General features: G+C 29.9%; 15 protein-coding genes, 1 tRNA gene and 1 pseudogene. 4 read left to right on the forward strand and 13 right to left on the reverse strand.

What is annotated here, in order from left to right:
- Nucleotides 1-8 precede the first annotated feature (8 nt).
- Together CLAU_RS10105 and CLAU_RS10110 are read right to left on the reverse strand one after the other, a co-directional pair.
- On the reverse strand, nucleotides 9-1,346 hold the full coding sequence (locus CLAU_RS10105; RefSeq protein ID WP_013240815.1) for a sigma-54 interaction domain-containing protein: 1,338 nt from the start codon (nucleotides 1,344-1,346) through the stop codon (nucleotides 9-11).
- Nucleotides 1,347-1,497: 151 nt separating this feature from the next.
- On the reverse strand, nucleotides 1,498-2,835 hold the full coding sequence (locus CLAU_RS10110) for a sigma-54 interaction domain-containing protein (RefSeq protein ID WP_058893781.1): 1,338 nt from the start codon (nucleotides 2,833-2,835) through the stop codon (nucleotides 1,498-1,500).
- Nucleotides 2,836-2,983: 148 nt separating this feature from the next.
- Here CLAU_RS10110 and CLAU_RS10115 point away from each other — a divergent pair, with 148 nt between their 5' ends.
- Entirely contained in the window at nucleotides 2,984-3,853 is an 870-nt protein-coding gene (locus tag CLAU_RS10115) for an amidohydrolase family protein (protein WP_013240817.1), read from the forward strand.
- A 137-nt stretch (nucleotides 3,854-3,990) separates the two neighbouring features.
- Entirely contained in the window at nucleotides 3,991-5,433 is a 1,443-nt protein-coding gene (locus tag CLAU_RS10120) for a HAMP domain-containing protein (protein WP_013240818.1), read from the forward strand.
- A 97-nt stretch (nucleotides 5,434-5,530) separates the two neighbouring features.
- On the opposite strand, the gene arcC is transcribed toward CLAU_RS10120, so the two are convergent.
- The 7 genes from arcC to rhaB all read right to left on the reverse strand — a co-directional run bounded on the left by arcC (nucleotide 5,531) and on the right by rhaB (nucleotide 13,303).
- Nucleotides 5,531-6,469: a carbamate kinase gene (arcC, locus tag CLAU_RS10125; protein WP_013240819.1), complete on the reverse strand. Its 939-nt coding sequence runs from the start codon at nucleotides 6,467-6,469 to the stop codon at nucleotides 5,531-5,533.
- A gap of 47 nt (nucleotides 6,470-6,516) precedes the next feature.
- The gene (ptcA, locus tag CLAU_RS10130; RefSeq protein ID WP_013240820.1) at nucleotides 6,517-7,533 is read right to left on the reverse strand and encodes a putrescine carbamoyltransferase; all 1,017 of its coding nucleotides are present in this window, start codon (nucleotides 7,531-7,533) and stop codon (nucleotides 6,517-6,519) included.
- A 463-nt stretch (nucleotides 7,534-7,996) separates the two neighbouring features.
- Nucleotides 7,997-8,311 carry an L-rhamnose mutarotase gene (gene rhaM, locus CLAU_RS10135; protein ID WP_013240821.1) on the reverse strand — a complete coding sequence of 105 codons (315 nt, stop codon included), beginning with the start codon at nucleotides 8,309-8,311 and terminating at the stop codon, nucleotides 7,997-7,999.
- Nucleotides 8,312-8,345: 34 nt separating this feature from the next.
- Nucleotides 8,346-9,611, reverse strand: coding sequence for an MFS transporter (locus CLAU_RS10140; protein WP_013240822.1), 1,266 nt, complete (start codon nucleotides 9,609-9,611; stop codon nucleotides 8,346-8,348).
- A 108-nt stretch (nucleotides 9,612-9,719) separates the two neighbouring features.
- Complete coding sequence (gene rhaD / locus CLAU_RS10145) at nucleotides 9,720-10,562, reverse strand: rhamnulose-1-phosphate aldolase (protein WP_029170184.1); 843 nt, start codon at nucleotides 10,560-10,562, stop codon at nucleotides 9,720-9,722.
- Between the two features lie 9 nt (nucleotides 10,563-10,571).
- The gene (gene rhaA, locus CLAU_RS10150) at nucleotides 10,572-11,831 is read right to left on the reverse strand and encodes an L-rhamnose isomerase (protein WP_013240824.1); all 1,260 of its coding nucleotides are present in this window, start codon (nucleotides 11,829-11,831) and stop codon (nucleotides 10,572-10,574) included.
- Nucleotides 11,832-11,848: 17 nt separating this feature from the next.
- Nucleotides 11,849-13,303: a rhamnulokinase gene (gene rhaB, locus CLAU_RS10155; protein ID WP_013240825.1), complete on the reverse strand. Its 1,455-nt coding sequence runs from the start codon at nucleotides 13,301-13,303 to the stop codon at nucleotides 11,849-11,851.
- Between the two features lie 497 nt (nucleotides 13,304-13,800).
- On the opposite strand from rhaB, the gene CLAU_RS10160 reads away from it, so the two are divergent.
- Both CLAU_RS10160 and CLAU_RS10165 read left to right on the forward strand, forming a co-directional pair.
- The gene (locus CLAU_RS10160) at nucleotides 13,801-14,559 is read left to right on the forward strand and encodes a DeoR/GlpR family DNA-binding transcription regulator (RefSeq protein ID WP_013240826.1); all 759 of its coding nucleotides are present in this window, start codon (nucleotides 13,801-13,803) and stop codon (nucleotides 14,557-14,559) included.
- A gap of 364 nt (nucleotides 14,560-14,923) precedes the next feature.
- Nucleotides 14,924-15,766, forward strand: a complete 843-nt coding sequence (locus CLAU_RS10165; protein WP_242825739.1) for a LysR family transcriptional regulator — start codon at nucleotides 14,924-14,926, stop codon at nucleotides 15,764-15,766.
- A gap of 197 nt (nucleotides 15,767-15,963) precedes the next feature.
- On the opposite strand, the gene CLAU_RS10170 is transcribed toward CLAU_RS10165, so the two are convergent.
- The 4 genes and pseudogenes from CLAU_RS10170 to CLAU_RS10190 all read right to left on the reverse strand — a co-directional run bounded on the left by CLAU_RS10170 (nucleotide 15,964) and on the right by CLAU_RS10190 (nucleotide 18,527).
- Entirely contained in the window at nucleotides 15,964-16,800 is an 837-nt protein-coding gene (locus CLAU_RS10170) for a methyl-accepting chemotaxis protein (protein ID WP_013240828.1), read from the reverse strand.
- 215 nt (nucleotides 16,801-17,015) lie between these two features.
- On the reverse strand, nucleotides 17,016-17,381 hold the full coding sequence (locus tag CLAU_RS10175; RefSeq protein WP_013240829.1) for a P-II family nitrogen regulator: 366 nt from the start codon (nucleotides 17,379-17,381) through the stop codon (nucleotides 17,016-17,018).
- Nucleotides 17,382-17,633: 252 nt separating this feature from the next.
- A pseudogene (locus CLAU_RS20075) lies at nucleotides 17,634-18,310 on the reverse strand (ammonium transporter); the annotation flags it as partial.
- A 141-nt stretch (nucleotides 18,311-18,451) separates the two neighbouring features.
- Nucleotides 18,452-18,527: transfer RNA gene (locus CLAU_RS10190), tRNA-Thr, on the reverse strand.
- Nucleotides 18,528-18,634: the final 107 nt, after the last annotated feature.

Consider the following 18,634-nt stretch of genomic DNA (forward strand, 5'->3'; position numbering starts at 1 on the left):
AATCTTTATCAAGAAATATTAATCATGTCGGGGGGCTCGAGATGATATTTAGCAATTTTTCTATAAACTGATGACCTGCTTATTCCAAGAGCCTCTGCAACTCTAATCTTTCCAGCTTCATCCCATCCAAACCAATCTAGTGTTTTTCTAAGCACCTCCTTCTCCATTTCCTCAATTGGCACAATACCCTCTGGCTTTATTCTTACTTCATTTTCTCCTATAAATTCATTTGGCAAACTTGCCTCAGTTATATACTTGCTGTTTTCAAAATTCATCGCATATTCAATTACATTTCTAAGTTCCCTTACATTACCCTCCCACTTATGAATATTAAATAATTTTTTAACTTTAGGACTTAAGCCAATTATATTTTTTTTAAACACCTTACAATACTTTTCAATTAAATAATCACTTATGAGAAAAATATCATCTTTTCTTTCTATCAAGCTGGGAATCTTAAAGCATATTACATTTAATCTATAATATAGATCCTTTCTGAATTTACCTTCCTCTACCATCTTTTTAAGCTCTATATTTGTTGCCCCTATTATTCTAACGTTTACACCGACTTCTTTATTTGAACCTATTTTGCATATTTTCCTGTCTTCTATAGCTCTTAATATTTTATTTTGCATAAACTGGCTCATATTTTCTATTTCATCTAAAAAAATTGTTCCTCCATCAGCTTCTTCAAACTTTCCAACTTTTCCATTGGAGTTTGCACCTGTAAAGGCTCCCTTTTCATAACCAAAGAGTTCACTCTCAAGAAGTGAATCAGGTATAGCACCACAGTTAACTACTATAAACTTCTTATTCCTCCTTGGTGAAATATCATGAATAGCTTTTGCAAACAGTTCTTTTCCCGTACCTGTCTGTCCCAATAAAAGAATGGTAGAATCGTATCTCCCAACTATTTTAACTTTTTCCTTGAGATTTAACATAACATCACTCTCACCAATAATTCTAGAAAGATACTTTCTTTCTTTACTATTTCCTGCATTTGCTTTTTTCTCAACAGTGCATAAAATATACTTTATTTTTTTTTCTTCTGTTAGATGTTTAATTGTATATGTAATACTGTCTTCTAGGTCAGTTAACTTCACTTCTTTATTTTTTTCGTCATCTTTATAAAAATCCTTTTCTATATCATCTATAAACTTTTCAATTTTGCTCATATCACTATAAGTATCAAAAACATTTCCGCATTTTTCATTGAAGTAAGCTGCATTTTTAATTAGATCAAAAAATATTACGCCTCTATCATACATATCCATGATATTAATATACTTATCAAGAATACTGTTATCAAAAGTATTTTTTTTATCATAATATTTTAAAGTAAACATATACAACATCCCTTTTTAACTTAATTTTTAATTTATAAACTTATAATACTTTTTATAAGCAACATTTATACCAAATAAAAAAGCCCTATAAATATATGATTTATAAGGCTTTTCATTATATTAAATTATAAATTCATCTCAATTTGACATATCAATTTGAAATATCGTTTACACTATATTCAAGACCATACTTTATAACTTTTCTGTAAACTGATGATCTGCTTATTCCAAGAGCTTCTGCAGCTTTAATCTTTCCGGCTTCATCCCACCCAAACCAGTCTAATGTTTTTCTAAGTATTTCTTTTTCCATTTCCTCAATTGATATAATATCTTTTGGCTCTATTTTTACTTCATTTTCTCCTATAAATTCATCTGGCAAACTTGCCTCAGTTATATACTTGCTGTTTTCAAAATTCATCGCATATTCAATTACATTTCTAAGTTCCCTTACATTACCCTCCCACTTATGAATATTAAATAACTTTTTAACTTTAGGACTTAAGCCAATTATATTTTTTTTAAACACCTTACAATACTTTTCAATTAAATAATCACTTATGAGAAAAATATCATCTTTTCTTTCTATCAAGCTGGGAATCTTAAAGCATATTACATTTAATCTATAATATAGATCCTTTCTGAATTTACCTTCCTCTACCATCTTTTTAAGCTCTATATTTGTTGCCCCTATTATTCTAACGTTTACACCGACTTCTTTATTTGAACCTATTTTGCATATTTTCCTGTCTTCTATAGCTCTTAATATTTTATTTTGCATAAACTGGCTCATATTTTCTATTTCATCTAAAAAAATTGTTCCTCCATCAGCTTCTTCAAACTTTCCAACTTTTCCATTGGAGTTTGCACCTGTAAAGGCTCCCTTTTCATAACCAAAGAGTTCACTCTCAAGAAGTGAATCAGGTATAGCACCACAGTTAACTACTATAAACTTCTTATTCCTCCTTGGTGAAATATCATGAATAGCTTTTGCAAACAGTTCTTTTCCCGTACCTGTCTGTCCCAATAAAAGAATGGTAGAATCGTATCTTCCAACTATTTTAACTTTCGCCTTGAGATTTAACATGACATCGCTTTCACCAATGATTTTAGAAATATAATTACTTTTTCTGATGTTTCTTTTATTAGATTTCATTTCAATAGTACATAAAACATATTTTACTTTTTTTTCTTCTATTAAATGCTTAATCGTATATGTAATATCAGTTTCTAAACCTATGAAATTTACTTCTTTATTTTCTCTATCATCTTCATAAAAATCTTTTTCTATACCATTTATAAACTTTCCAATTTCGCTCATACCACTATTAGTATTAAAAATATTTCTGCATTTTTCATTGAAGTAAGCTGTATTTTTGATTAAATCAAAAAATATTACGCCTTTATCATACATATTCATAATATTGATATATTTATCAAGAATACTGTTATTGAAAGCATTTTTTTCATCATAATACTTCAAAATGAACATATACAATCACTCTTTTCTTCTAATTAGCTTTATAATATCATAATTTTCTACAAATTTCTACAAACATTAAAATTCACTTTTAATTATACTTTACTTAATCATTTGGTATAGTTTATGCTTTATTATTTAATTTGAAGGAGTGATTTAAATGAAAATAATTGATTCACATTTACATTTTTCAAATATTAATAGTTTTAAAGAAACAGCCTTAAACTTATCAAACGTAAACTACTCCAGTACAGGATTAAAGGAGGAATTTCAAAAAAGCCACGTAATCATTGGCATAGGTATGGGATTAACAGAAAAAGAAATTGGAGGATTTCCAGATTTAAATTCTGATAATCCTATGGATTTAGATCTTGAAGAAAAAATACCCGATAATCTAGTTTACTGTTTAGGAATTAATCCACAAAAATTAAATGATGAAGAACTATCAAAAATTGAAAAAAGAATTAAAAATAGTAAAGTAGTAGGATTAAAAATTTATCCGGGATATTATCCTTATTATGTTTGGGACAAAATATACGACCCTATATATAAATTAGCTTCATCTTATAAAATACCAGTTGTCATCCATGGCGGTGACCCATATTCAAGCAAAGCCCTTGTAAAATATTCTCATCCAATACACATAGATGAACTTGCAGTAAGCCATAGAAATATAAATTTTGTTATTGCTCACTTTGGAAACCCCTGGATAATGAGTGCTGCTGAAGTGATATATAAAAATTCCAATGTTTACACTGATCTTTCAGGACTTCTAGTAGGCAATCAAAATGATATTGAGGCATTTAAAAATGACCAGTATTTTATCCAGCATATTCAAAGAGGAATTACATTTATTAAAGTTATTCCAAATTGGTACGAAAAATTTCTATTTGGAACAGACTGGCCGTTGGTACCTATAAAAAATTATGTTGAACTTATAAAGTCCCTTTTTGATGAAAAATTTTATGATTATATTTTTTATAAAAATGCTTTAAAAGTATTTCCTAGATTGAATAGCTTTTTTAAGTAAATGTTATGAGTATTTAACTCATAACATTTACCTATTCTATTCTCAATGGGACTATATTCTTATTGAAAATAACTACATTTAACATTATTATAAGAGTATCACAATATTAAATACACTAGAAGATCCGGAGGGATAGAATGAAAAAATCGAAGCTTAAATCTGACAAAGTAATAACATTTTATGAATACATAATAAAAAGATTCTTATTTATAATAATTTTATGTGTAGCATTAACATCAGTAATTTATTATGTATATTGTACAAATATAATGATAAATGATACAAAAGATGCCCTAAAAAAAGTTGCAGTAGCATCTCAGTATATTATAAATGGAGACGAACACGAAAAAATAACTACTGATACCTCACAGCAATATAAAGATATGTGTAATATTCTTACAGATTTTAGACGTAAAAGTAATGTGTCTGATGTATATACTATGATAAAATCAGATAACTCACATACAAAGTTTGTACTTGCTTCCTATGATGCACAATCAACCTTTATGAAAGACTATATGTTTAATGATAAAATGAAGTCCGCATACTACAATGGAAAAATTACAGTTTTAGATACTCCTATTACTGACCTTGAGGGCACATTTTATTCAGCATATGCTCCTCTTTATAATTCCAAGGGAAAAGTAGTAGCTTTAATCGGAGTAGATATATCAGCACAGCAAATAATAAATTTAAAACATAAAATATTTATAACATTTATTTTATTGTTTTTACTAACCTGTTTAATTGGAATATTTATTAGTTATTTCTCTGTTAAACCTATAAATAAGGTTATAAAATCATTGAATGGACTTGTATTAAAAGTTTCAAAGGGTGATTTCTCCTCAGACTTTGATGAATCTATTATTAAAATCAAGGAGATAAAAGATTTTACTCATACTATTAACACTATGAATAAGAACATAAGCTTTCTAATAAAAATAGTTTCTGAAAATTCCAGAGAAATTGAATTAAAAGCAGAGAAATTGAACTCTTTAGTAGATAAAGTAAATTTATCTGCTCAAGTAATTACATCAATAGTTGAGGAAATGGTTTATACCTATGAAAACATAAGAAATTTTACTATAGAAACTATAAGAAAAAATAAAAATAATTATACAACAAACCTTGAAAAAACTTATACTGGTTTTAAAAACTTAGTTGACAATTTCAATGAAGAAATTAGAAAAGTTACTGACAATTTTAATAAGCTGAAACTTGTATGCTTAAATAATACAAAAAGCCCTGATACAAAACTTATTAAAAAGTATATGGATAATCTTGATAACGAATTAGAAGAGATAAATAGTATGTTTAATCTGTCATTAGATATTTTACATGAACTAAATGCCAATGATATAAGAAATAATAAATTATCGGAAAACGAACTATTTAATTATAACAATAAAATAATTGAAAAGTTTGACAAAGTCAACAGTGCTAATGTTTACATATCTGATGGCATAAACGATCAGGCAAAAGCAATTGAGGGAATCCTCGAAGAAATAGTAAATTTAAAAGAGATTTCAAATAATTTAAATAAGAACCTTAAAAAGATTAACTACTATAAGAAAAACTAATAATTATATTTAGGCAGTATTAAAAAGTACCATATAAATTTCCAACCTGGAATTTTATATGGTACTTTTAATCTAGCAAATGTTTTAATAGATCTTATTACAAAGTAATTACTGTACCACTAAGGCCTTTCATAGCAAGTGGTGCCTTTTCTAAAGAAGCAATTACTGATTTTCTCCCGGCTTTACTAGTGGCAAACTGAACTGCAGCCTCTACCTTAGGCAGCATACTTCCTGGTGCAAAATGGCCTTCACTAGCTAAATTTTTTGCCTCTTCTACGGATATTTCTTTTAGCTCCTTCTGATTTGGCTTTCCATAATTGATAGCAACACGATCAACTGCTGTTAAAATAAACAGATAATCTGCATCTACAAGTTCTGCCAATTTCGCAGAACCAAAATCTTTATCGACAACTGCTGGAATTCCTTCATAATCACCATTATCATTTAAGACAACAGGAATACCACCGCCGCCACAAGCAATTACTATAAATTCGTGGTCAAGCAAGTTTAATATAGAATCCTTTTCTACAATATCAACTGGCTTAGGGGATGCAACCATCTGCCTGTAACCCCTGCCTGCATCTTCTTTCATTACTAATTTAGGGTCTTCTTCCATCATCTTTAATGCTTCTTCTTTTGAATAAAATCCTCCAATTGGTTTTGTAGGACATTTAAAAGCATTGTCATTCTTATCTACTAACATTTGTGTTACTACAGTTGCCACATGCCATGGCATTCCCTGCTTCTTTAGTTCTTTTTTTAACCCCTTTTGCAAATGATACCCTATATATCCCTGACTCATAGCCGTACACTCTGGTAGCTCAAACTTTGCAACTTTATCATTATTAGCTGAAGCAATATCAAGTGCCAGACTAATCATTCCTACTTGAGGGCCGTTGCCATGACTTATAATTATTTCATGCCCCTGTTTGATTAATCCAATTAAAGATGGAGCTGCATTATCTATCATTTTTTGTTGTTCTATTGGAGTTTTTCCTAAAGCGTTTCCCCCAAGGGCAATTACAATTCTTGACATATTTTTTCTCCTTTATTTGTACAAATTTCTATAGATAATTATTCCTACTAGCCAATAGAATTTAGAACTACTTCCAATTCAGCTCTAGCCTTCATTTGTGCAACTTTATCTTCTTTTTTTGCATTTTGGTTTAAGAAATATACAAGTAATCCTCTCATAGCTGTCAATCTGTTTTCGCCTTCATCAAACACGATAGAATAATCAGCATCTATTACTTCATCTACTACCTCTTCTCCTCTTGTTGCAGGTAGACAATGCATAAATTTTACATTAGGGCTTGCTTTTGCCATCATCTCTTTAGTTACTTGATATTTAGGATAGAATATTGCCATTCTGTCTTCTTTAGAAAGTTCAGCATCATATAAACCATACCAAACATCAGTATAAACAAAATCTGCATCCTTTAATGCTTCATCTTCATTATCTGTAATCAATAATGAACCACCAGATACTTTACAATTCTCTTCTCCAATCTTAGTAAGTTCTTTCTTTAATTGATAACCTTTTGGTCCATATTGAACGAAATGCATTCCTAATTTAGTTGTAATAAACATTAAGGAAGCACATACCTGAGTAGCATCTCCTACAAATACAACTTTACAATCTTCTAATTTCTTTCCTTCTGGTAAATGTTCTGTCATAGTACAAATGTCTCCCATTTCCTGGGTTGGATGGTTGTAATCAGACATACCATTAATTACTGGTACTGTAGCATTTTTTGCAAGATCAACTACACTCTTATGTCTGTCTACACGTGCCATAAGAATATCTACTAATCTAGATAAAACACGGCTTGTATCCTCGATAGTTTCATGTCCTCCCAATTGAATCTGACCTGGAGCTAAATACTGGGCATGTCCACCAAGTTGTTCCATTGCTGTCTCAAAAGATACCCTTGTTCTAGTTGAACTCTGTTGAAAGATCATTCCTAATGTTTTATGTTTAAGTAACTGTGGATAATATCCATTCTTGATACATCTTTTCAACTTTAAGGATAAGTTAATAATATCCATCAATTCTTCCTTTGTAAAATCATTTGTGTCTATAAAATCTTTTACTGCCATTTTTTCTTCCTCCTAAAAATTAATGTTTTGTTATGAATTTTTTATTACTACTTGTAAAAGTTTTCTCACATAACTATTTAGCAATATCCATGCCAAAAATTAATTATAAGGAAATGGCTATTTTACTGAAATACCATACTTGAAATATTAAATAATTTATTTCAATTTGGGATATGTCACAAAAATTTACTGTGTTTAAATCAGTTTCTATATTTCAAAATGACATATACCTTTTATATATTAGAAATTGTACGCAAGTTTATTTGACATAACAAGAAAATCTATATCAAGTAAAAACTTTTTCGTGTTATTAAAAATAATTAAAACATATTTAAAGATTTCATAAAGTTAAACTTCTATTATGAATAGCCTCACAAGCTAAAATGCTCCTTGTAAATAATTTCACTATACAAAAATAAAGCCTAGAATAACTTTTATGCTATCTAGGCTCAAAATATCACATTTAAGGTAAATAAAATATTTTCTTCAAATCTACACTTTTAGGACTGTTATCTTCATTAGTTTCCATTATATCTTTCATATACTTCCACCACTTTTGACAAATCTCAGTATTTGCCATTTCATTGTATGATTTTTCATCTCTAGCTTCAACATATGAAAACAAATATCCTGTTTCCTCATCTAAAAATATAGAATAATTATCATAGCCATGCTTTTTTAATTCTTCTTTCATTTCAAGCCATATTTCATCATGCCTTTTTTTATATTCATCATAACAATTCTTATATAACTTCATTTTACAAACTTTTCTAATCATATAACAATCCCCCACCTATAATATTTACATTATACTATATAGACATATTCATTTCTTTTTCAATTTGTTTTAAGCTCTTACCAGATGTCTTAGGGGCAAATACTATGCCAACTATCATACTTACTAATAAGAAAGCAGTCATGGTTAAAGCTAATCCCTGAAATCCCAATGTTGCTAATGTTGGTACGAAGAAACTCCAAAATCCAAGTCCAATACGTACAATTGAGAACATAATTCCCTGTGCTGTAGATCTAAATCTTGTAGGGAAAAGTTCACTTGACCATAATTGAAAAAATGGCTGCTGTGCCATACCCTGTCCAATGCCCCAAAGTATAACGTATGATAGAGAAATAACAAAATTTAATTTGAAGAATGCAAACAACGCCATAGAGGTAACGTTTACTATAGCCCCTATAAAAAATGTCCACTTTCTACCTTTGGAACTATCGCTAAAACGCATAAATATAGTTACTGTTGTAAATACAGATATTGCAAATTCCAGACATTGAAGTCCCACACTAGTTGCTTGGGATTGGGATCCAAAATTTTGAAGAATATATGGTAAGAAAAATCCTCCAGTTCCTGCTACCAAATTCCACAATCCATACATAGCTACAAGAAAAATAATTGACTTTAAATTTTGACCTTTAAATAAGCTGGATACACTAACTTTTTCACTTTTATCTATGTTCTTTAACTTTTTCTGTTCTTCTTCCCATGTCTGAGATTCTGACATATCATGACGCATTAACCATGTTATAAATGCTATTACTATAAGATGTAAAAATACTATTCTAGCTCCCCATATACCCAAAGGAGTTAATATAAATGATAAAGCTAATGTGCAAACAGGTCCAAGTGACCACAAAGCTTGTGCCAAACCTCCATGTTTTCCTCTTGAATCTGCGGGTGCCTGCTCTGCAATTAATGTCCATGATGCTGGTATATCTGCTCCAACAGCCAATCCAGCCACTATATATCCCAAAAACAACATCCATGGTTTTACAGCACAAACCAATATAAACATACCTATTATATATACTAAAAGATCATAAGCATATATCTTTTTTCTTCCAAACTTATCGCAGATTCTTCCTCCTATAAGTGCTCCTACCCCGGCAGATATTGCATTAGAACTTATAGCTCCTAATAGTCCAACAGTTGTATTACTCAAGTGAAATTGGGCTGCCCAAAGAGTCAATGCACTTGCGCCAGATACAATAGAGCCTGAATCCAAGTAATTAGCCAAAGCTGCTGATATGGTCCATCTCCAGTGTTTTCTTTTTTCAGAAACTTCCATTACATAACATCCTCCCCGTTTATTAAAATTATTGATTATTACACTTTCATGAGAACATCTTCCAAAATAAAATATGTTCTCATGAAATAATTTTTCTAAAAAACGTTTTTATTTTAATATTCCATCTCTCACGATAACTTTAAATTCCCTTGCAAGCTCTTTTAACTGTTCGTCAGTTAATTCTTGTTTAATCTGACCACATGAATGAACTTTAACGTAAACTTCTGCTGCCTTTTCTACAGTTTCAATTAGTCCAAAAGCTTCATCTACAGTAGAACCTGTCCCAAATATGCCATGATAAGGCCATATAACTAGACGATATTCTTTCATTTTTTCAGCAGTTTTTCTTCCTATTTCATCACTTCCGGGCACCATCCACGGTAATATACCAACACCATCTGGGAATACAACAAGACACTCCGTACACATTTTCCATAATGTTTTAGTAAAAGTTGCTTCATCCAATTCATGAACAAATGTCATAGTTATAACATTTGTAGCATGTGTATGTATAACTACTCTATGATTTTTGTCAATTTTCAACCTTTCTATATGACTCATAAAATGGGCTGGCAGCTCACTTGTAGGACTTGATCCATCCTCATATCCCCAAAGAACGTATATACTATTTCCATTCTCTGAAACCTTTACTATTCCCAAATTTGTTTCTGGAGAATCAATCACATTTTTAAAATACTTACCTGTTCCTGTAACTAAAAATATCTTGTTTGCCAATTCTTTTACCGGGAAAGATAATTTGATTTCCCTTGTGAATTTATTTGTATCAATATATTTACTTACTTCATCATCATAAAGCAAATAGCTTATATTTCCTCCATTTCGTTCATCCCATCCCATTCTCCACATATTATAAGTAACTTTCATCATTTCTTTTAAAAATGGAGCTTCTAATATTTTATTATTACAGCATTTGTTATCCAATGTAATCATTCCTTTCAACTATTTCCTCTTAACTAATACATCCTTTTCATATTGTTTTACTTCATCAAACCATTCTTCACGTACAGGGACATCCATTTTTTCACAGTAATAATCCCATACATCGGAAAATGGATATGATTTAAATTCCTCTAATAACACAATTCTTGAAGTATAATCTTTTTCTAATTCCAATTTCTTTAATAATTCTGTAGGTTCCAGCATAGCCTTAAGCAGTGCCTTTATCATATTTCTTGCTCCAATAACCCATGCTGCTATACGATTTACGCTTCCATCAAAGAAATCCAATCCTATATGAGTTCTCTTTATTAAATCATTTCTAACAAGTTCATGAGCAATTTCTTCAAGTTCATCACTCATTATAACTATATGGTCACTATCCCATCTAACTGGTCTGCTTACATGTAATAACAGTTCATCAGTAAACATCAAAACTGATGATATTTTATTTGAGATAGTTTCTGTTGGGTGAAAATGTCCAGCATCCAGGCATATTGCCTTGTTATTTTTAATTGCGTATCCCATATAAAATTCATGAGAACCAACTACATAACTTTCTGATCCTATCCCAAATACTTTACTTTCAACTGCATCCAAATTGTATTTTTCATCTACGTTCTGAGAAAATATTTCATCTAAAGAATCCTTCAATCTCTTTCTCGGTTCCAACCTATCTATTGGAGTATCCTTATATCCGTCTGGCACCCAAATATTAGTTACACATTTTTGTCCAAGTTCTTTTCCAAAATACTCTCCTATTTTCCTGCATGCCATACAATGTTTTATCCAAAAATCTCGAATTTTTTTATCAGGATTACTTAGTGTAAATCCATCTTCAGATTTTGGATGAGAAAAACATGTGGGATTAAAATCGAGTCCCAGTCCATTTTCTTTAGCCCATTTAACCCAGCTTTCAAAATGCTTGGGTTCTAATTCATCTAGTTCAACTTTTTCATGGGTGTCTGCATATATTGCATGCAAATTTACCTTATGCTTTCCAGGAATTAATGCAAGTGCCTTTTCTATATCATTTCTAAGTTCTAATACGTTTCTAGCTGCTCCAGGATAATTTCCTGTAACTGATATTCCTCCAGTTAATTCTTGGTCTTTGTTTAAAAATCCTCTGACATCATCTCCTTGCCAACAGTGCAGCGATATTTTTATTTTGGATAGCTTGTCCAAAACCTTATCCACATCAATGTCATATTTACCATATAATTTTCTAGCCTCACTATATCTCGTTAATATACTCTGATTCATATTCTTACCTCCATAAATTATTTTAAAATACACAATTTTAAGAATTTTTCATATATACCACTTAAATTTTTAACTTTACAAGGATTATATTCATCTATCTTAAAAGATTGCCTAACTAATTTTCTGGCTTCGGTAATATTTTGAATTTCAAAACTTGATATCATTTGGACTATTATGTTTCCAAGTGCCGTCGATTCCACCGGACCTGCTATTACCTCTCTCTCTATAACATCTGAGGTCGTCTGGCACAAAAGCTTATTTTGCACTCCACCACCAACTATATTCAAAGTATTAATTTTATTTCCGGTTACTTCTTCCAGCTCTTCAATCGATCTTCTATAAGTAAGAGCTAAACTGTCGAAAATACACCTTGATATCTCACCTGCAGTATGAGGAACATTTTGTTCACTTTCTTTACAATACCTCTGAATTTCCTCTATCATGTTTTCAGGTTTTATAAATCTACAATCATTACAATTTATAATATATTTAAAAGCTTGCACTTTAAGAGCTTCGTCAACCAATTCCGAAAAACTGTATTTGTTATTATAATTTCTACGCACCTCCTGTATTAACCACAACCCAATTATATTTTTCAAAAATCTGTAGGTGCTAAAGGCTCCTCTTTCATTTGTATAATTATTTTCAAATGCAGCTTTATTATTTATCGGCTTATTCATTTCTACGCCAAGCAAAGACCAGGTTCCACTACTTAAATAAGCAAAATTTTTATCACATCCTGGTACTCCAAGGACTGCCGATCCTGTATCATGCGTTGCAACCGATATAAGTGTACATTCTGGAAGGTTATACTTCTCTTTTAAACTTTGTTTTATACTGCCAACATTTTGTCCAGGCTGAATTAGTTTTGCAAATTGGCTTCTTTTAAGCCCTAAAATATTTAATAAGTCCCCATCATATTCTTTGGTCTCCAAATTCAATAATTGTGTTGTTGAGGCATTTGTAAGCTCATTTATATAATTTCCCGTAAGTAAATAGTATAAATAGTCTGGAATTAATAATATTTTTTCCACCTGTTTGAGTTCATCTTTATTATGTACATAAAGTTGATACAGTGTATTAAAATTTAAAAATTGAATCCCCGTTTTTTTATATATTTCTTCAAGTGACATGAATTTTGAAAATTCCTCTATAGCATTTTTTGTTCTTTCATCCCTATAAGAATAAACTTTTGATATTCTATTTCCATGTTTGTCAAGTAAAACATAATCAACTGCCCAGGTATCTATTCCTAATGTACATTTATCTATTCCTAACTTAGCAGCTTTTTGAAGTCCTATTATTATATTGTTATATAAATTATTTATATTCCAAAAATACTCTCCATCTTTTCTTATAATTTTATTTTCAAATCTGTGGATCTCTTCAATGACTATTTTACTATTTACCATTTTTCCTAATACTAAACGTCCACTAGATGCCCCTATATCTACTGCTATGTGAAATCTCATCTTATTTAACACCTCTTTTTAGAACTCCCAATAATTAAATGTTTTGTACTCGTTTACATACATATTATATATTTGTCAGTGTTTGTTGTCAACATATTTTATTGTTATCTATTGTTTTTATCTTTTATTTTGTTGTATTTTATCTACATTCGTTATTAAATCAACCTCTTATTTCAAATTTATTTACTATTTTAAAACCTTTGGAAATATTAATATTATATTTTTTACTACTTTATAAATATCTTAATAGATACTAGCTTTATTGGATAGACTATACCACAGTATTCACTAAAACCTTATTATCATTTGTTACTAAAATTGTACAACTAATAAGTAGATAAAAGATTAGTTATATCTATTTTAGAATTATCTTTACTTAAGTCTCAAAACAACATAAAGCAACATTTTGTATTGCTTTCTATAGATTTAAGGACTATATTCTGTTACAATAAATAATATATTATAGTTTTATATACTAATGGGAGGTATTTTGTCCTATGCTAGCAATAGAAAGAAAACAAAAGATAAAAGAAATTATTATGAACGAAAAAAAGATTTATGTAAATAATTTAAGTAAACTATTTGAAGTTACAGAAGAAACTATTCGTCGAGATTTAGAAAAATTAGAACAGGAAGGCATCGTAACAAGAACTTATGGAGGGGCTATATTAAATAGAGAACAGACTAATGATGATCAACCATTCTTGAAAAGAGCAACAAGAAATTTAGATGCAAAACAAAAACTTGCCCTAAAAGCACTTCCATTTATAAAAGAAAAATCTACAATTATGGCAGATTCAAGTTCTACTGTTCTAGAATTATTGAAACTATGCAAAGGAATTAAAGATATTACTGTTATGACCAATTCCATTGAAATATTAAATAGTTTATCAAGATCCTCCGTAAATGTTATTTCAACTGGAGGAATTTTTAATTACAATTCAATGTCATTAACAGGTTCTATCTCCAAAGATGTTATAAAAAAATATAATGTTGACTTAGCTTTTATAAGTTGTAAGGGACTTGATAAAAATAAAGGTATTACTGATTCTAATGAATCTGAAGTTGAACTTAAAAGAGCTATGGCTAGTCAATCTAGCAAAGTATTTCTATTAGTAGACAGTTCAAAGTTTACCAAAGTAGCTTTTATCCACTTGTTTGATTTTAATAATATAGACTATATAGTTACAGATATTAGTCCTTCTCAAGATTGGATAGATTTTTTACATAAACACAATATAGAACTTATCTTCTAAATCCTTACTCCATATATTTGGGGGATGAGCATAGATTTAATTTTTATATAAATCTATGTTCATCTCCATCCAAAAATTAACATCTGGTTCATTAAAGCCTATGTGCCCATTAGCTCCTATTCCTAATAAGTATGCCCAAGAAATTTATGATGTAGGAGTAAGAACTATAACAGTTACTGTAAACGCTGTGGATCCATGTATTGGAAGTAAAATTATATATCCTATGTAAATAAGGTAAATTCGGTATTGATTCCAGGCATTAATAACCAACATATAGGTTCAATAGCTAAAACTGTTAAAGACGCAGGAATATTTCTATACAACATCATGCCATTTATACCTCAACACGACTTCAGCCATATTCCTGTTCCTACATAAGAGTTTTTCAAAGGCTGCTAAAGAAATTTATATTACTCAACAGGGCTTAAGCAAGGCAATTAGTAATTTGGAAGAAGAACTTCAATATCCTTTACTTCATACTACACCTAAAGGAATCAAAATAACAAAATATGGGCAATACTTGCAAAAACGATCGGAACATATTGTACAGGAGTTTGATTTGATTTTAGATGACATGAATAAAATGGCTAATATCAATGAGGGAACTCTAACCGTATGTTTTAGCTTTGGAGTTCTTAATGCTCTATCACCAGATATTATATCTGACTTTCAAAAAACTTATCCTAACATTAAGTTAGTTATAAAAACTTATCCTGATTCAATTTGTGAAGAAGTTGTTATGAATGAAAAAGCAGATCTAGCTGTTTCAATTGGCCCTATTAATGAAAAAACTTTTAATTCTACTGCCATTAAATCTCAGTATCCTTGCATTTTAGTAAATAAAAAAAATCCATTGTCTAAAAAAACATCAGTGGATTTTAAAGAATTAAAAAACGAAAGATTTATTATTCTTAATGAAAAATTTCATTTTTATCACAACTTTATTAATAAATGCAGAGAATCAGGTTTTGAACCAAATATAGTCTTTACTACCTCAGAAATTATTACCGTTCATAAACTAAGTCATTTCAATAAAGGTATTGGAATAAGTATTGATTTCATGGCTAAAGATATTAACTATGAGGACATTTATCCGATTCCTTTTAAAGACCCTTCTTTCAAATGGGAAATTTGTTTAATAACTAAGAAACATCGATTTGAGCCCAATTTAGTGAAAATATTCACAAATTATATGCTAAATTACTAAAACTACTATACATGCGCTATTTTTACTTACTAAGCTGCCGTAACCTCTGTACTATAATTAATTGGATTTCCAGTTGCACTCAAAAGCCAAAAGATAAGCAGTTGTAATTCCTATAACCATTCATTTTTTGGCAGTTATAGCAGCATTTGACCCTGCAGGCCTACTGATTATCAATTAGCATTTTTATATTATGCTAATTAAATTTTTTTAGATACTTCTTCCAATACTTCAGCAGTTGAAGAAAGTTCTTGAATAGATGAAGTTATTTCCTCTATTGCACTACTTGCTGCCTCAAAATTGGAATTTGATTTATTTATGCTATTAGTAACAAGCTCCATAGAGCTAGTAATTTCTTTTAGAACAGAATCAATTTCTTTAACTGATTCACTACTTGATTTAGACAACTTTCTTATTTCTTGTGCAACTACACCAAATCCTTTTCCATTATCTCCTGCTCTTGAAGCTTCAATAGCTGCATTTAATCCTAAAAGATTTGTCTGCTTTGAAATGCTTTGTATAAATTTCAAGATTTCATTTGTATCTTTAGCATTTTTATTAGCTTTATTTAATGCATTAGAAGTATCTTCATTTGAGTTAACTATGTTTTGGATTTGCTCACAAATATCACTGCTTGCCAAAGACATTTGTTTAAGAGAACCAGATACATTTTTAGATAGAGTCAGCACCTTATCCATATTTTCAAGACTTTGTGCTGCTAGCAAAAGACCTATCACCTTGTTATTGTTGTCTTTAATTGGAATTGAATATGATCTAAAACGTACTCCATACAATTCTTTAGGAACAACTTCTATTACTGGTTTCCCAGTTTTTAATGCCTCAGCTGGAGGACCTACTTTAGGTATCGGATCTCCTTCCTTGTCTCCTAAACTTAGTTTATCGCTGTAAAGAATTTTCAAAATTTTTTCTGTATCAGTAATATATATAGTCATATGATGATAAAAAAGTATATCTATGTATTGCAGTGAATCATTTAAAGAATTGAATATTGTATTTTCAACTATTGGTGATAACATATCTTTCCCCCCAAGTAATTTACTATAAATACAACATATATTATACATCTTATTTATATAAATTGAAATATATCCCTTACATTTGTATATAAGTAAATTTGTGTTGAATCCACCATATGTCTATTTTATGAAAAAACTACAAATAAGAAAACACCCAATAGTCTCCTGCAATATTACTACAATAAACAAGTGGGTATTTCCATTTAATATTAAATCTAAGGCTTACTATATTGTAAGGCTTTTCTCCCTTCATCACCAGTACTTATACGTATAACGTTTTCAATATCATAAACAAATATTTTTCCATCACCCATTTCTCCTGTATGAAGTACTTTTTTAGCAGTTTCAATAACAAGCTCTACGGGTACCTCACAGACTACCACTTCTAATTTTACTTTTGGTAGTAGATTAATATCCATGGTCAACCCACGATAATATTCCTTATAACCTTTTTGTACTCCGCACCCTAAAACATTTGTAACAGTCATACCTGTAACACCAATGTCATTTAATGCTTCTCTTAATTCCTCTAATTTAGCTTTGTGAGTAATAATATCCACCTTTTTAAGTTTATTACCCATTGTTTTACCTCCCTTATTAAATATATTTCAGTTTCTTTCATAATTCTACTAGCATTGATCTGGATACTTAAAATGTACAAATCCGTAAATTAATCCTTTACATAATATTATATCAAGTACGATTTCAAAGGTTACCTACTCTTTTCAGATTTTAATTCCGAAATCACTTAAAATACAAATTTATATTATGTATTTAAATTTTATACTATTTTATAAAGACTTTTCAACTATATTTTTATATTTATATTAAACTTACAATCCTCCATAGGCTTCTTCACCATGTTCTGTAATATCTAAACCCATCTGTTCATCTTTTTCACTTGCTCTTATACTGCTTACGACATTAATTACTTTAATTATAATAAATGTAACTACTGCTACATATATAATACTAGATAAAATGCCTATAACCTGAATTCCAATCAATTTCGGATTTCCATGTATTAATCCATTTCCACCAGCTGAATTTACTGACTTCCATGCAAATATTCCAGTAGCGATTCCCCCCATATTCCTCCTACACCATGACATCCAAAGATATCTAATGCATCATCATATCCAAACTTAGCCTTAATAAAAGTAATAGATATATAACATATAACTCCTGCTACTAAACCAACAATCATTGAAGCTAGAGGGCTTACAAAACCTGCAGCTGGAGTTATAGCTACAAGACCTGCAACTATTCCACTAACAACTCCAAGAGAAGTTACTTTCTTTCTATAAGTAAATTCACAAACACTCCAACTTACTACCGAAACTGCTGCAGTTACTATGGCAAACATAAGCTGAAATAGCATAAATGCTTGCTGTGGAATTGTACTTCCATAATTGACGTTTGGCGCAAATTCTACTCCTTTTAAGCCAGCAAAATTAAGACCACCTATTAATCCTCCTATATCCTTTCCAAAACATAGTGTATACCCTAAAGGATATAAATTTTAATTAAACACCCTATAGTGGTATTAAGTCCAATCAAAGAACACACAAAAACACCCACTAGTCTACTGTAATATCACTACAATAAACAAGTGAGTGTTTCTGTATTTAGAACCTGTGAAATTCTTTCTTGGTGCTCCTAGCAGGATTCGAACCTGTGACCTACTGATTACGAATCAGTTGCTCTACCATCTGAGCCATAGGAGCAAAACACAATACTATTTTAATACAAAATTCTATTTTAATCAAATATAAAAAAAATTTTTTTATATTGTTATCATAATCATCCAAATATGATTGATTTCTTAGCATAT

The organism is Clostridium autoethanogenum DSM 10061 (assembly GCF_001484725.1).
Classification (GTDB): Bacteria; Bacillota; Clostridia; order Clostridiales; family Clostridiaceae; genus Clostridium_B; species Clostridium_B ljungdahlii.